This is a genomic window from Psychromarinibacter sediminicola (assembly GCF_029168335.1).
Lineage (GTDB): Bacteria > Pseudomonadota > Alphaproteobacteria > Rhodobacterales > Rhodobacteraceae > Psychromarinibacter > Psychromarinibacter sediminicola.
The window spans coordinates 109,138-122,518 of the sequence record NZ_JARGYC010000004.1 but is presented as its reverse complement, the minus strand read 5'-3'; the positions used below and the strand labels follow the sequence as shown (position 1 = coordinate 122,518).

Sequence of the window (13,381 nt, the reverse complement as noted above, 5' to 3'; positions counted from 1 at the left end):
GGCCGCCCCCTCCCCGGCCCTCCCCCCTGTCAGGGGAGGGGGGTGGTTGTCATGGCGGCTCAGTAACCCTTCTGCACCCGGCCGAAGGTCTTGGACCATTCCTGCTCGTGGCTGTTCCAGTAGGCCGGGTCGGCGAAGGTCAGCCCGTCGAGCGTGCCGGTCGGGTCGAAGGCGGGCAGCTTGGGGATCTTGTCGCCCAGGTCGACCTTCTGCGGGTCGAGCGCGGGCGGATAGTTCTGCCCCTCGGCCACCGCGATCGCCGTCTCGGGCTCCAGCATGAAGTTCAGAAGCTCCTCGCAGGCCTCCATCGGCGAGCCCTTCAGGACGAACATGCATTCCTGCCAGCCGTAGCCGTTCGGCGGGTCCATGTAGCCGATGTCGTGGCCCTGCTCCTGCAGCGCGTAGATGCGGCCGGACCAGCCCTCGGTGACGTAGATTTCCTCTTCCGCCAGCAGGCTCATCAACTCGGCGCCCGAGCCCCAGTATTTCAGCGCCAGGTCGCGATGGGTGCGGATCGCCTCCCAGATCGCGTCCATGTCGGTGGCGTTGTTGGGGTCCTGCCCGGTCTGCAGCGCGGCGAACCAGATGCGGGTGCGCCAGTCGCTCCACCCGGCGATCTTGCCCTCGTAGGCGGGGTCGATCAGGATGTTCGCGCCCTTCTCCTGCATCTCCTCGTCCGAGATGTGGGCCCGGTTATAGGCGATGCCGGTGGTGCCGTAGTCGTAGGGCACGCAGGACAGGTTGCCGTCGGTCACGTTGCGGAACACGTCGATCAGTTTCGGGATCACGTATTGCAGGTTCGGGATATTGTCCTCGTTCAGCGTCGTGGACAGCCCGAGGTTGTGATAGCGCGCATAGTCGAACACGCCGGACAGGTGGGCGATGTTGTATTCGCCCGGCTGGCTGGCCTTGACCCGGCTGATGTATTCGTCGGCGCCGCCGAAGGTGCCGTCGACCACCTCAATGCCGGTCGCCTCGGTGAACGGGTCGAAGGCGTTCTCGCGCAGCGCCTCGGACACCACGCCGCCCCAGCCGTCGAAGCGCACCTCGCTGACCTCCTGCGCCAGCGCGCGGTAGGGCGTGACCACGCCATAGGCCGCGCCGGCCGCGCCCAGAAGGCCCAGGAACGTCCGGCGGTCCAGATCGCCGTTCATGTAGCGCGCGCGCAGGCGCTCGTAGCGGGTGGTGTTGTCCATCTTCTTCATCGTCGTGTCTCCTTGTCGGACTTGGTCGGACTTGGGTTTTCGCGGTTCTCAGGTGCCGCTTCTTCTTGCGAGTTGCCGGGCGATGGCCGCGCCCAGGAGGGGCAGGCCCACGGTCATCACGATCATCACCGTGCCCAGCGCGTTGATCTCGGGGCTGATCGAGTTCCTCAGCATCGCGAAGATCTGCGTGGGCACCGTTTCCACCCCGCCGGGTTTCCAGAACAGGGTGCCGGTGATGTCGTCGAAGCTGATGGTGAAGGCGAAGAGCGCCCCGGCCAGCACCGCCGGCAGCATCAGCGGCAGGGTGATCTGGAAGAAGGTCTGCATCGGCGAGGCGCCGAGGCTCATCGCCGCCTCTTCCACGTCGCGCCGGATCGCCACCAGCCGCGCCTGCACCACCAGGATCACGAAGGGCAGCGTGAAGATCACGTGGCCGAAGAGCAGAAGCGTGAAGGACTTGTTGATCCCGAGGAAGTTCAGAAACAGCAGAAGCGCCACGGCCAGCACCACCTCGGGCACCAGGATCGGCGCGATCAGCAGGGTCGAGACCATGTTCGCCCCCGGCACCCGGTAGCGCACCAGCGCCAGGCTGGCCAGCACGCCCAGCGTGGTCGAGATCAGCGCCGTCAAGAGGCCCAGCACGATCGAGGTGCGGAACGCGCGCAGGATCGCGTCGTTGTTCCAGAGCTCCACGAACCAGCGGAACGAAAAGCCGGTCATCGGGAAGGAGCCGAACTGCGAGGCGTTGAAGCTGAGCAGCACGACCACCGCCACCGGCAGGAACATGAAAACGTAGACGAGCACCGTCCAGCCGCGGATCAGGTTCCAGCCCATCAGCCCAGCCCCTTCATCAGCTGCGCCATTCCGAGATAGCGGTTGTAGATCATCACCAGCACGCCCAGCACCACCAGCAGCATCAGGCTGAGCGCCGAGCCCATCGGCCAGTTGAGCTGGGTGATGATCGCCTCGAAGACGAGGTTGGCGAACATGGCGTCGGTCGGCCCGCCCAGGACCAGCGGCGTGATGTAGGTGCCCGCCCCGAGCACGAAGCACAGCAGGCTCCCCGCCGCGAGGCCGGGCAGCGACAGCGGCAGCGTCACCTGCACGAAGGCCTGCCAGCGCGTCGCGCCCAGCGAGGTCGCGGCGTCCTCCAGATTGGTGTCGATGCCGTCGACGCTGACGAAGACGTTCAGGATCATGAAGGGCAGCAGGAAATGCACCAGGCCCAGGATCACCGTGGTCTCGTTGTAGAGCATCTGGATCGGCTCATCGATGATCCCGATGGTCATGAACGCGGTGTTGAACGCGCCCGAGACGCCCAGGATGTTGATCCAGCTCATCGTGCGGATGATGTAGCTGATCCAGAACGGCAGCATCAGCAGCAGCAGCAGAAGCGCCTTGTTGCCGCGCGAGCGGGCGATGAAATAGGCCGCCGGATAGCCCATCAGCGCGCAGACCAGCGTGGTGATGAAGGCGATCTTCAGCGTGTTCAGCAGGATGTCGCGGTAGAACGGGTCGGTCAGCGCCTCGCGCCAGTTGTCCAGGTAGAAGCCCACCTCGTCGGCGCCGGTCGCGGTGCGCAGCCAGAAGCTGTAGACCACGATGAAGGCCAGCGGCACGAACAGCAGAAGCGTCACCGCCGTCAGGGCGGGGGTCAGCAATATCCAGGGCTGGCGCGCTTCGCGGGCTTCGACCGACATTCACGTGTCCTTGGGAAACGTCATCAAGGCAAGCTTGCAAAAGCGGGGACACATAGATCAAATAGATAATTGAAATTCTGAATATAGCTGGTGACTATGATGGACGGCACCCGCCCCCATTCCCCCGAGCGCATCGCGCGCGAACTGGACTGGAACCTGCTGCGCACCTTCGTGGTGCTGGCCGAAAGCCGCTCGGTCACCCATGCGGCGCAGGAGCTGCGGCTGAAGCAGCCCTCGGTCTCGGCGGCGCTGCGCAAGCTGGAGGACCGGATCGGCCGCAAGCTGATCGACCGCTCGCCCGGCCGCTACGCGCTGACCGACGCGGGGCGGCTGCTGTACCGCGAGGCGGTGGAGATCAACGGCTCGGTCCTGCGGCTGTCCACCCTGATGCGCGAGATCACCGACGAGGTGCAGGGCCACGTCAAGATCGCCGTGGCCAGCCACGTGGTCTGCCCGCTGTTCGACGAGGCGATCGCCGGGTTCCACGCGCAGAACCCGGCCGCCAGCCTGTCGATCGGCGTGCTGTCCAGCGCCGACGCCATCGCCGAGGTGGTGGCCAAGCGCGCCTCGCTCGCCGTCTGCCTGGTGCGCAGCCACTCGCCGCGGCTGGAGTACCGCCGGCTCTACCGCGAGTATTTCGGGCTGTTCTGCGGCCCGCCGCATCCGCTGTTCGGGCGCTCCGACCTGACCCGCGGCGACCTGGCGGGCCACAAGTCGGTCAGCTTCGACACCGACCGGCTGCACGACGTGCTGAAGCCGGTCACGCTGATGCGGGCGCAGGCGGAGCTGGGCGAGAAGATCACCGGCTCGTCGTCGCATCTCGAAGAGGTGCGCCGGATGATCGTGGCCGGGATGGGCGTGGGGCCCCTGCCCGTTCACGTGGCGGGGCGCGACGTGGCCGACGGGCTGTTGTGGCAGGTGCCGCCCTATACCGGCCTGCCGGCGATCGACGTGCATGTCGTCTGGAACCCCGCGGCGGTGAAGAACCGGGCGGAGGAGCTGTTCCTGCGGGCGCTTCTGGACGCCATCGAGCGCACGCCGATCGAGGCGCGCACCTACGCCTGACGCGACGTCGCCCGGTAACGGGTTGATATTCCTGCCGCGACCGGCCATATTCCGCCCATCGCTCGGGCGCGCCGTTACGACGGTTCTGCGCCCGGCACCGGGATGTCGGCGCGATCCGCGCTGTTCCATGGTCCCGGTCGCTTCCAGTCAGGGCCCTTCAGCGTCCATCCAGCGTTCTCCGCCGGTTGCGCGCGCCGCGTTCCCTGGCGTTCGAACGCAAGAACAACAAGGAGCAAGACATGAGCATGACGAACGAAGAGCTGATCAACCGTATCGAAGACCTGCAGGCCTCGGGCATGCACCTGGCCGCCCGGTCGCTGCAGCGCGAACTGGCCTACCGCCAGAAGCAGGACGCCAAGGCGCAGGAAGCCGCCTGAGCGGTTGCCGATCCGGCGAGATCACGAGAAAGGGGCGGAGAAGTTCTCCGCCCCTTCGTTGTTTTGTGGGGCATGTACGATCCGCCCTTTGAACGGTGCCCCGCGCGGAACAAGGCGAAGCCGCCGCGCAAGCGCCGCCTCTCGGCGATTGCCCTGCAATCGCCTGTCGGCAGGGCATTTCGGGACGAAATGCCCGAGAGACGCGCCCCGGTGCGGCGGCGCTGTGGTGGACGTTATCGCAGAGCTCTGAGGTCGTCCGAATTTGGCAGCCATAAAGCGCACCGATCAGAAGTCGGAGCGCCGCCGCGCGCGTCGGCCCTTGCGCGGCTTCTCACACTGCTCGGACGCCCCCCTTCAATGCGCCGAACGAATGAACGTCCCGTTGTTCAGCTCCCGCATCGCCTGCTGCAGCTCGGCCCGGGTGTTCATCACGATCGGCCCGTGCCAGGCCACCGGCTCCTGGATCGGCTTGCCCGAGACCAGCAGGAACCGCACCCCCTCCGGCCCGGCCGTCACCACGATCTCGTCGCCGGTGCCGAAGCGCACCAGCGTGCGGTTGCCGGTCAGGTCGCGGATGTTCAGCTCCTGCCCGTCCACCTCCTTCTCGACCCGCACGCCCACCGGGTCCGAGGCGTCGCGGAACGTGCCCGCCCCGGCGAAGACATAGGCGAAGGTGTGCGAATAGGTGTCCACCGGCAGCACCTTGCGGGTGTTCGGCGGTACGCTCACGTCCAGGTACAGCGGATCGGCGGCGATGCCGTCGACCGGCCCCGCCTTGCCCCAGAAATTGCCGGTGATGACCCGTACGGAGGTTCCGTCGTCGTCCACCACCGTCGGGATATCCGCCCCCTGGATGTCCTGGTAGCGCGGCGCCGTCATCTTCAGCGACGAGGGCAGGTTCGCCCAGAGCTGGAAGCCGTGCATCTGGCCCTTCGCGTTGCCCAGCGGCATCTCCTGGTGGAGGATCCCCGACCCGGCGGTCATCCACTGCACCGAGCCGGGGCCGAGCGCGCCGGAATTGCCCAGCGAATCGCTGTGCTCGACGGTGCCCTCCAGCACGTAGGTGATCGTCTCGATCCCCCGATGCGGATGCCACGGAAAGCCCTGCCGGTATTTCTCGGGCGCGTCGTTGCGGAAATCGTCGAGCAGCAGGAACGGGTCGGTCTCGGAGGTGTCGCCGAAGCCGAACACGCGGTGCAGATGCACGCCGGCGCCTTCCAGCGTCGGCTTGGCGCGGGTGGTGCCGGTGACGGGGCGAAAGGTCATGATCGGTCTCCCAGTAAGCGTTCCCAGCAATATGGGCGCCCCCCGGCCCGGGAAAAGCCCCCGCCCTGTGCACCGCCGCACAGCCCCCGTTCCACGATGCCGAGACACCGGCCGCCCCGCGCCCACGCCCTGGCTTCTTCTCGTTGAAAAATACGCAAATCCCGCCCGATGCAACACGCGCCCCAACCGGGACGACGCGCCTCAGGCGGTCCGGGCGGCGTGCAGGAAGACCGCCACGAAGAACACCGTCGAGGCCGCCACGACGAAGACGTGCCAGATCGTGTTGTGAAACCGCATCCGCTCCAGCAGCAGAAACAGCGTGCCCAGCGAATAGAGCCCCCCGCCGACCAGCATCAGCACCAGGACCGGCCTCGACATCTGCGCCATCAGGTCGCGGCCGCCCAGCACCACGGCCCAGCCCATGGCCAGGCAGATCACGATGCCGACGACCGGCGAGCGCCAGCGGATCAGCAGGTTGCCCAGCGTCGCCAGGATCGCCACCGACCAGATCGCCGAAAGCATGCCCCAGCCGGCCTTGGACAGAAGGGTGAAGGGCGTGTAGGTGCCGGCGATCTTGAAATAGATCGCCGAGATGTCGAGCCGGCGCAGCCACTCGCGCCATTCGGGCCGCGGCAGGTGGTTGTAGGCCAAAGACGCCACGAGCATCCCGATCAGGGTCACGCCGTAGAGCGTGACGCCCACGATCCCCGGCGCGTCGCCGCGCCAGATCGCGGTCAGCACGATCAGCACCGGCACCGCGCCCACGGCCAGCACCAGCGCGGCGAAATGCACGACGGCATCGCTGATCAGCTCGGGCCGGCTGTAGGGCCGGTCGTCGATCGCGGCGGGCGGGGACGGATCGTCGGTGCTCATGCGGGAAAGGATAGCGCGGATTCGTTACCGCACCATGGCACAGTTGCGTGACGGCACGGCATGCCGCGGGGCGCGCGCGCCCCCGGGTCAGTGGCCGGGCTGCGCGTCGTCCTCAAGGATGAACTTCTTGTCGCAATAGCCGCATTCGACCCAGCCGACCTCGGGCGGGATCTGCAGCCAGACCCGCGGGTGGCCCAGCGCGCCTTCGCCGCCGTCGCAGGCGACGCGGGTCTTGGTGACGTATTCGACTTCGGGCGCTTCGATGCTCATGGACGGTGGCTCGCTCGTTCTGGCGTGGTCATGTCGGGCTCGGGGCGCGATGATAGCCATCGCGCGGCGGCGGGCAAGGGCGGCCCGGGCGCTGCGACGCGCCCTGCGGCCGGCTCATCCGGCGGGCTCCAGCATCCGGCCCAGGGGCCGGCCGGCCAGGATATGCACATGCATATGCGGCACCTCCTGCACCGCGTCCGCCCCGGCATTGGCGATCAGCCGCCAGCCGCTCCGCTCCAGGCCCAGCCGCCGGCAGACCTCGCCCACCGCGCGGGTGAAGTCGACGATCTCGGCGTCGGTGGCCTCCTGCGCGAAGTGGTCGTAGCAGACATAGGGCCCCTTCGGGATCACCAGCACATGCGTCGGCGCCTGCGGGCGGATGTCCTCGAAGGCGAGCGCATGCTCGGTCTCCAGCAGCGGCTCGCTCGGGATCTCGCCGCGCAGGATCTTCGCGAATATGTTCTGGTCGTCGTACTGGTAGCCCATGTGCCCCCCGCGTCTGGCTCAATCCACGAACAGATAGCCGGTCTCGGCGATCTCGCGCGCCCTGTTCTCGGGGATATCGAGGAACCGTGCAAGGGCCAGCAGGTTGTCGTCGACCGACCCTTCCTCCTGCAGCCGGTAGACATGCGCGAAACCGGAATCGCGGATCTGGTCGCTTTCGTAGACGAAGTCCGACCGGATCGTCGGCAACAGCGCGTCCAGCGTGTCCGGCGGCGTCCGGTCGCCCGCCAGCCTGACGCGCTTGGCGTGGCCGATCAGGAAGGGCTTGCTGAAGCTGCACTCCACCTCCAGCATCTTGGTGGTGGAGCGGTCGGCGTAGAAGTCGCGCATCAGGTCGATGCTGGACGGGTCCAGGCAGATCACCAGCCGGTTCGAGTCGTAATAGTCGAACAGCATCCGCATCAGCGACCGCCGGTGGCGCGTGCGCTTCTCGATCGTCGCCTGGATGCCGCCCAGGTCCGGCAGCGGGCAGCTTTCCTCGTTGAACAGGTATTCGATGCAGGGCAGCCCGGTGACGGTGCGGATGCGGTCGAGGATGCGCTTGGCCACGTGCCATTTCTTGCAGACCACGATCATCAGCTCGCGCTCGCGCCCCAGCGTCGACTCGGTCTCCCAGAAGCGGGGCGAGAAACGCCGGCCGATCCGGCCGCGCCCGGCCAGGAACTCGAACAGGCTGCGCCCCTCGTTCGAGATCTGGAACGTGCTCTCGGACGAGACGAACAGCTCGCCCAGCCGCTGCTTCAGCTCGGTCGCGCCGGGGCTGATCTTGCGCGCGAACAGGTAGTCCTGGCTGAGAAGCAGGTCGTAATGGTCGTTGTAGAAGGTCACCGGCATCCCGTAGTCGGTGAACATCAAGAAGGTCAGCGTGCGCCGCCGGATCTCGGCATCCGGCACCAGGTGCGGCACCAGCGTCTGAAAGAACGTCTCGTCCGGGATCCAGGTCGTGCGGAAGAACCGCACCACGTCCGGCCGCGCGCGCACGAAGTCGAGGATCCACTCGATCGTGCGACGGCGCAGGCACCACCATTGCGAGCCGATCATCACGCGGATGTCCTGCGGCACCTCGCGCCGCAGCCCGAGCCGCTTCTGCAGCCCGTGATTGGCGTAGAACAGAAGCTTGTGCCGGCGCTCGTTGAAGAAGTGGCGATAGTGCAGCCGGTCGCCCTTCATCCCGGTCTTGATCCAGTCGCTTTCGAAGAAGTCGAAGCTTTCGATATAGTCGACGTCTTCGGCGTCCAGGAAGGCATGGGCGTATTCGGCCGACTTGATCGCCATGCAGTCGCCCGAGAGCATGTAGAAATGCGTCGCCCGCGGGAACTTCTCCACCGCCGCCATGACGGCCTGCAGCGTCGCCTCGACCAGGCTCCATTCGCCCCAGCCGCACTTGATCCGGCGCGCGGCGAAGGCGACCGAGGGGTTGTCCTTCAGCGCGGCGCGGATCTCCTCGAATTGTTCGGGCCGGGCGCGGGCGTCGAAATGGATCGAGATATAGTCGCCCATCGCCGTCAGCCGCTGTGCCTGCGCGACGACGGCCTTCGGATCCTTGTGGCACAACAGAATGAACGCGATTCTCGCCATGTCCGAAGCGGTCTGCCCGTTTGTTGCCCTCTGGTGGACTTATTAGCTTGAAGAAGGATTGATATGACACCCGTTCTTTGATCTTTTCTAAACCCAATCAAAGCCAGGATCGCGGCAGGCGCGGACGGTCCGGCATCAGGAGGCAAAAAGATGGGCTTTCCCGGCACCTGGATGACCGAGAGCGAAAGCATGGTGTACCGGGTGGTCCCGAAATGCGCCTGCTCGACCATCGGGCAGATCATGTTCTACTCCGACCACGGCCGGTTCTTCGACGGCGATATCCACGACTCGAAGGACGGGCTTCACAAATGGGCGCAGGACGCCAGCCAGAAGAAGATCGAGGCGAACGTCCTGGGCCACAAGTCCTATTCCTTCACCTGCGTGCGCAATCCCTACAGCCGCATCCTGTCGTCCTTCTTCGACAAGATCTGCGGCATCCAGCGCAACGGCCGGCGCTATCGCGGCAACCTGGTGCCGCTTCTGATCCAGAAATACGGCATCGAGGTCGGCGGCGAGAACGGGCGCGGGGAGTTCGACCAGATCGAGAGCTTCCGGCGGTTCCTGCTGTTCGCCCGCGACACGATCCGCTGGCGCCGCCCGATGGATCCGGACATCCACTGGTCGGCGATGTCGGGCCATATCTCGACCTTCATCGTCAATGGCGGGCAGTACGACAACATCTTCTTCACCGAGAAATTCGACGAGGGCATGCAGTCGGTGCTCGACGCGGTGGAGGTGGCGCATCCCGTCGACCTGGCCACGATCCCGCGGTTCAACGAATCCGAGGGCCACGGGCCGAAGCGCGCGCATCCGGTCGAGGACTATTTCGACGACCTGTCGATGCATCTCGTCTACGAGATCTACAAGCGCGACTTCGAGGTCTTCAAGTACGACTTCTACGACCCCTCGAACAAGATGCCGCTGGAGGAGATCGACCTGGAGGAAGTGCACGCCAAGCTGGGGGAGTGACGCGCGGGCGTGCCCCGCTTCAGCGCCGCCACGCCTCGATCAGCGGCCCGTCCGCGCCGAAGACCGGGTCCGTCTCGGGCCGCGGCACGCGCGCCACCTCGGCCGGCCCGTCGCCCCGCTCATGCGCCACGCCGCGGCGGGTGGAATAGCTCTCCTGCCCCGGCGGGTAGCATCCGCAGACCGCGAAGTCCGGGCTGGCCGACAGCCGGCGATGCCCCGTGCCGGCCGGCAGGACCAGCGTGTCGCCGGCCTCGACCCGGAACACCTCGCCGCCCGGGCCGCCCAGCATGAGTTCCGCCGCGCCGGCCGCGACCGACAGCGCCTCGTGCGCGTCGGGATGCCAGTGGTGGTAGTCGAAGACGGTATAGACCCAGCCGCCGCCCCAGCCGTTCCGGCGGTGGATCTCCTGCACCTCCGCCGGGCTCAGCGCCGGGTCGAGCGCCGCCTTCAGGATCACCACCGGCAGGTCGGGGTTGTTCGGGATCACCCCGTCATCCTCGAAATGCCGGGCGACGACATCGACGTTGTCCTTCATGAAAGCCTCCATCCTTGCCGGGCCTACGGCTAAGCCAACCGAACGTTGCGGCTTAGAGGCAGAAAAGGCGGGACAGTTCTGCCCGCCTTATCACGTAGTCCTTGGTTTCCAGTTTAACTAGAAATAGTTATCGACGAACATGACGATAGTCATGATGCTTGCGACAAGTGCAACGATTTCTATGACGGTCATTTTTCATGGTGCCCCGTCACTTTGCTTTTCGCGTCCAGGCGTGCCGGATTTTTCGCGTGCAGGCGTGCCGGTCTGTCCCTTATTACATAACAATATGTACTGATGAGCCAATCTGCAAGCCATCAAGGGCCGCACACGATTCAGCGCACTTGGCGAAGTGGCTACCACGAGTTCAATGTGATTGCCCAAGTAAGAGCCTGCGAACCTCTCAATCGGAAGCTGCGTGCCGTCCCCCGGCTTCCGCGCGTCCGCAGCATACAATTGTATCCCGACACTCCATCTACGCCCCCGCGCCCTACGGCGCGACCGAGGCGCCGTCGTGCTTCTTCTGTACCGCGAAGGGGCTGCCGCCCAGCCATTCCGGCACCGCCTCGGCGATGCCGCGGTCGCCGGTCAGCTCCAGCCGCCCGCGGTCCCGCTCGCGCCGCACGGTGGTCAGGCCCATCCAGATCGCCGTCATGCAGCGCAGGTCGGTGGCGACATACAGGTCCACGTCGTAGCCGGGATCGACCGAGCACAGGTCGACCTCCTGCCCCGGCTCCACGATCAGCCACCAATGCGCCCGCTCGGCGGGCTGGTCGGAATAGACGAAGGAGACCACGGTGCGCCGGTCCGGCAGCGGCTCGGGGTTCAGGTTGCGGCGCATGTCCCACATCAGAAGGCCGGGATCGACGTTCTTCAGGCTGGGCTCGGCATCGACCCATTTCTGGCCCCACATGCCCAGCGCCTCGATCACCGGCGCCAGGTCGCGGCCCGCGTCGGTCAGGAGGTAGTCGTGGGCCGTCGTGCCCGGCACCGGCTCGCGCCGGACGATTCCCGCCTCCTCCAGCTCGCGCAGCCGCCGCGACAGCAGGGTCGGCGACATCTTCGGCAGCCCGCGCCGCAGCTCGTTGAACCGCGTCGAGCCGCCCAGAAGCTCGCGCAGCAGCACGAGCGTCCAGCGCGTGTCGAGCACCTCGGCGGCCATCGCGACGGGGCAGAACTGGCGATACCGGCTGTCGGCCATCGCCTGTCACCCTATCAGGGCCGGCGCCGGCGGTACAGTCCGTGGACTGGATGGCCCGGCCCCCGCGATGCCAGGCCGGCGGTATTGCAACCCGAAGGAGGAGACATGACACCGTCCATCCGCATCCCGCTCGCCACCGCCCTGGGCCTTGCCGCGCTCGCCGCCGGGCCGGCCCCGGCGCAGGAGATGGCCGTCGCGCGCACCGTGGACTCCGACGCGCTGGACTGGGGGCCCTGCCCCGGCTTCATGCCCGAGGGCTGCGGCATCGCCGTGCTGCACGGAAATCCGGCCGAGCCCAATGCCGACATCTTCTACCGCGTGCCCGGCGGGGCCGAGATCCCGCGGCACTGGCACACTTCGCCGGAACGGATGGTGCTGGTCGAGGGCGAGATGTCGGTGACCTATGACGGGCAGGATCCGGTGACGCTGGCGCCCGGCACCTACGGCTACGGCCCGGCGCGCAAGCCGCACAGCGCGGACTGCCTGTCCGACGGTCCCTGCACCCTGTTCATCGCCTTCGTCGCCCCGATCGACGCGATGGCGGACGCGCCGGACTGACGCCTGCCCGGCCCGGCCCGGGCCGCGCCTAGCCGAGCGGCAGGCCGGCCTCGGCCACCTCGTCGGCCGGCGGCTCTTCGCTATGCGTCTGGCGGCGCCGGCCGCCCGGCCGCGACCGCCGGCGGGCGCGGCCGGCGCGCCGGGCCAGCCTGTGCCGCGCCTCGGCCCAGGCATCGGTCGCCATCGCCGCGACACCGAGCAGGTTCAGCGGATAGACCCGCAGCGTCACCGTCGCCACGCCGGTCTCGGTCCATGTCCGCTTGAAGTCGTCCAGCTGGCCGCAGAACTCCAGCCGCGTCACGCCGCGCCCGGCCAGGTGCCGGATCAGGTGGTACTGCAGCAGGATGCCGGGGCCGTACCGGCCGTAGCCCGCGTCGTAGCCGGTCTTGTGCGCCCAGTAGACGCCGTCGACGACCTCGCCGATGCTCATCGCCAGCGGGCGGTCGTCGAGCGACAGGAAGGTCAGGTGCAGCCGCCCGGCCCGCGCCTGCCGCCGGCCGTAGCGGCGCAGGAAGGTCAGCTGCCGCGCGTCGTCGACCAGCGCGGTGCCGGCCGCGCGCTTCCAGCCGCGCGCCTCGACATCCGCCGCCTCCAGGATCAGCGCGTCGACCTCCGCCTCGGAGGGTTCTAGGAAGTCCACCCGCAGCGCGCCCAGCTCGCGCAGGCGGCGCTCGCGGCGGCGGATCGACTGCGCCGTCTTCTTCTTCAGGTGGCGTTCGGGCGCCTGCCAGCTGTCGTCGAGCGCCAGGTAGGGGGCGGTGGGCCGGTCCTGCGGCCGCGCCAGCGCGATCGCCCGCCCCCGGCAGGCGTGCCGCAGCAGGTCGACCGCCGGCGAGGCCGCCGGGTAGTAGCCCAGGCTCAGGGGCGCGCGCAGGCCGGCGACGGTCTCGGCCACGGCGGCCAGCGCCTCGGGGCGCCGCGCGGGGATCGCCACGCCGCCGTCGTCGTTGCCGATGAAGCGGTGACGGCGCAGCGGCCCCGGCTCGACCAGGAGCGGCAGCAGCGCCTCGGGGTCGGAGGGCGGCCCGGCGACCACGACCTTCACCTCGCTGCCCGGCGGCGCCGCCTCGGCGGTGCACAGGGTCCAGTCGCGCAGCACCATCGGGCAGCGCCCGGCGGTCGGCGCCACGGCGTCCCAGGCCGCGGCGGGAACCTCGCTGAACGGCAGGATACGGGTGTCGGGTCGGTCCATCACATATTCACCTGCCCGGCACCGGACCGCCGGCGACGCGGGTCACACGAAAAAACACGAGGGTCACAGAGCCACACGGGATTGTGACTTG

The 13,381-nt window shown here is 67.6% G+C and carries 15 protein-coding genes; 4 read left to right on the top strand and 11 right to left on the bottom strand.

All coding sequences use genetic code 11. The features are described 5' to 3' along the window. Positions 1–59: 59 nt before the first annotated feature. From P1J78_RS02900 to P1J78_RS02890, 3 genes are read right to left on the bottom strand one after another with little or no spacing between them, the layout of a single operon-like run. Positions 60–1,196 carry an extracellular solute-binding protein gene (locus P1J78_RS02900; RefSeq protein ID WP_309568086.1) on the bottom strand — a complete coding sequence of 379 codons (1,137 nt, stop codon included), beginning with the start codon at positions 1,194–1,196 and terminating at the stop codon, positions 60–62. A gap of 57 nt (positions 1,197–1,253) precedes the next feature. Continuing rightward, complete coding sequence (locus P1J78_RS02895; protein ID WP_275565815.1) at positions 1,254–2,039, bottom strand: ABC transporter permease; 786 nt, start codon at positions 2,037–2,039, stop codon at positions 1,254–1,256. Further along, on the bottom strand, positions 2,039–2,905 hold the full coding sequence (locus P1J78_RS02890) for an ABC transporter permease (protein WP_275565814.1): 867 nt from the start codon (positions 2,903–2,905) through the stop codon (positions 2,039–2,041). Before P1J78_RS02890 ends, P1J78_RS02895 begins: the two co-directional genes overlap by 1 nt. A gap of 99 nt (positions 2,906–3,004) precedes the next feature. Here P1J78_RS02890 and P1J78_RS02885 point away from each other — a divergent pair, with 99 nt between their 5' ends. Both P1J78_RS02885 and P1J78_RS02880 read left to right on the top strand, forming a co-directional pair. Next, positions 3,005–3,970, top strand: a complete 966-nt coding sequence (locus P1J78_RS02885) for a LysR family transcriptional regulator (protein ID WP_275565813.1) — start codon at positions 3,005–3,007, stop codon at positions 3,968–3,970. Positions 3,971–4,209: 239 nt separating this feature from the next. After that, positions 4,210–4,347, top strand: a complete 138-nt coding sequence (locus P1J78_RS02880; RefSeq protein ID WP_275565812.1) for a hypothetical protein — start codon at positions 4,210–4,212, stop codon at positions 4,345–4,347. Between the two features lie 354 nt (positions 4,348–4,701). Here P1J78_RS02880 and P1J78_RS02875 read toward each other — a convergent pair whose 3' ends face one another. The 5 genes from P1J78_RS02875 to P1J78_RS02855 form a co-directional block, all read right to left on the bottom strand. Further along, a complete protein-coding gene (locus tag P1J78_RS02875) occupies positions 4,702–5,613 on the bottom strand; it encodes a pirin family protein (protein WP_275565811.1) in 912 nt (303 codons plus the stop codon). Between the two features lie 201 nt (positions 5,614–5,814). Further along, on the bottom strand, positions 5,815–6,486 hold the full coding sequence (gene trhA / locus P1J78_RS02870; protein WP_275565810.1) for a PAQR family membrane homeostasis protein TrhA: 672 nt from the start codon (positions 6,484–6,486) through the stop codon (positions 5,815–5,817). A gap of 87 nt (positions 6,487–6,573) precedes the next feature. Next, positions 6,574–6,756 carry a zinc-finger domain-containing protein gene (locus P1J78_RS02865; RefSeq protein WP_275565809.1) on the bottom strand — a complete coding sequence of 61 codons (183 nt, stop codon included), beginning with the start codon at positions 6,754–6,756 and terminating at the stop codon, positions 6,574–6,576. 114 nt (positions 6,757–6,870) lie between these two features. Further along, positions 6,871–7,242: a histidine triad nucleotide-binding protein gene (locus tag P1J78_RS02860; protein WP_275565808.1), complete on the bottom strand. Its 372-nt coding sequence runs from the start codon at positions 7,240–7,242 to the stop codon at positions 6,871–6,873. A gap of 18 nt (positions 7,243–7,260) precedes the next feature. Beyond that, positions 7,261–8,838 (bottom strand): DUF5928 domain-containing protein, encoded by a 1,578-nt coding sequence (locus P1J78_RS02855; RefSeq protein ID WP_275565807.1) that lies wholly within the window; start codon positions 8,836–8,838, stop codon positions 7,261–7,263. Between the two features lie 150 nt (positions 8,839–8,988). Between P1J78_RS02855 and P1J78_RS02850 the strand changes: the two genes are divergently transcribed. Continuing rightward, positions 8,989–9,807, top strand: coding sequence for a sulfotransferase family protein (locus P1J78_RS02850; protein ID WP_275565806.1), 819 nt, complete (start codon positions 8,989–8,991; stop codon positions 9,805–9,807). Positions 9,808–9,826: 19 nt separating this feature from the next. On the opposite strand, the gene P1J78_RS02845 is transcribed toward P1J78_RS02850, so the two are convergent. Together P1J78_RS02845 and P1J78_RS02840 are read right to left on the bottom strand one after the other, a co-directional pair. Then, positions 9,827–10,342, bottom strand: a complete 516-nt coding sequence (locus tag P1J78_RS02845) for a cupin domain-containing protein (RefSeq protein WP_275565805.1) — start codon at positions 10,340–10,342, stop codon at positions 9,827–9,829. A 487-nt stretch (positions 10,343–10,829) separates the two neighbouring features. Next, complete coding sequence (locus P1J78_RS02840; protein WP_275565804.1) at positions 10,830–11,540, bottom strand: winged helix-turn-helix transcriptional regulator; 711 nt, start codon at positions 11,538–11,540, stop codon at positions 10,830–10,832. Positions 11,541–11,645: 105 nt separating this feature from the next. Here P1J78_RS02840 and P1J78_RS02835 point away from each other — a divergent pair, with 105 nt between their 5' ends. Beyond that, entirely contained in the window at positions 11,646–12,098 is a 453-nt protein-coding gene (locus P1J78_RS02835; protein WP_275565803.1) for a cupin domain-containing protein, read from the top strand. Between the two features lie 28 nt (positions 12,099–12,126). Here P1J78_RS02835 and P1J78_RS02830 read toward each other — a convergent pair whose 3' ends face one another. Beyond that, on the bottom strand, positions 12,127–13,290 hold the full coding sequence (locus tag P1J78_RS02830; RefSeq protein ID WP_275565802.1) for a GNAT family N-acetyltransferase: 1,164 nt from the start codon (positions 13,288–13,290) through the stop codon (positions 12,127–12,129). Positions 13,291–13,381 lie beyond the last annotated feature (91 nt).

What these genes read in the sequence shown, in the direction of transcription:
- trhA (WP_275565810.1), bottom strand. Translation starts at nt 6,486, where the DNA reads ATGAGCACCGACGATCCGTCCCCGCCCGCCGCGATCGACGACCGGCCC.
- P1J78_RS02835 (WP_275565803.1), top strand. Translation starts at nt 11,646, where the DNA reads ATGACACCGTCCATCCGCATCCCGCTCGCCACCGCCCTGGGCCTTGCC.
- P1J78_RS02875 (WP_275565811.1), bottom strand. Translation starts at nt 5,613, where the DNA reads ATGACCTTTCGCCCCGTCACCGGCACCACCCGCGCCAAGCCGACGCTG.
- P1J78_RS02860 (WP_275565808.1), bottom strand. Translation starts at nt 7,242, where the DNA reads ATGGGCTACCAGTACGACGACCAGAACATATTCGCGAAGATCCTGCGC.
- P1J78_RS02830 (WP_275565802.1), bottom strand. Translation starts at nt 13,290, where the DNA reads ATGGACCGACCCGACACCCGTATCCTGCCGTTCAGCGAGGTTCCCGCC.
- P1J78_RS02880 (WP_275565812.1), top strand. Translation starts at nt 4,210, where the DNA reads ATGAGCATGACGAACGAAGAGCTGATCAACCGTATCGAAGACCTGCAG.
- P1J78_RS02890 (WP_275565814.1), bottom strand. Translation starts at nt 2,905, where the DNA reads ATGTCGGTCGAAGCCCGCGAAGCGCGCCAGCCCTGGATATTGCTGACC.
- P1J78_RS02895 (WP_275565815.1), bottom strand. Translation starts at nt 2,039, where the DNA reads ATGGGCTGGAACCTGATCCGCGGCTGGACGGTGCTCGTCTACGTTTTC.
- P1J78_RS02840 (WP_275565804.1), bottom strand. Translation starts at nt 11,540, where the DNA reads ATGGCCGACAGCCGGTATCGCCAGTTCTGCCCCGTCGCGATGGCCGCC.
- P1J78_RS02865 (WP_275565809.1), bottom strand. Translation starts at nt 6,756, where the DNA reads ATGAGCATCGAAGCGCCCGAAGTCGAATACGTCACCAAGACCCGCGTC.
- P1J78_RS02855 (WP_275565807.1), bottom strand. Translation starts at nt 8,838, where the DNA reads ATGGCGAGAATCGCGTTCATTCTGTTGTGCCACAAGGATCCGAAGGCC.
- P1J78_RS02900 (WP_309568086.1), bottom strand. Translation starts at nt 1,196, where the DNA reads ATGGACAACACCACCCGCTACGAGCGCCTGCGCGCGCGCTACATGAAC.
- P1J78_RS02885 (WP_275565813.1), top strand. Translation starts at nt 3,005, where the DNA reads ATGGACGGCACCCGCCCCCATTCCCCCGAGCGCATCGCGCGCGAACTG.
- P1J78_RS02845 (WP_275565805.1), bottom strand. Translation starts at nt 10,342, where the DNA reads ATGAAGGACAACGTCGATGTCGTCGCCCGGCATTTCGAGGATGACGGG.
- P1J78_RS02850 (WP_275565806.1), top strand. Translation starts at nt 8,989, where the DNA reads ATGGGCTTTCCCGGCACCTGGATGACCGAGAGCGAAAGCATGGTGTAC.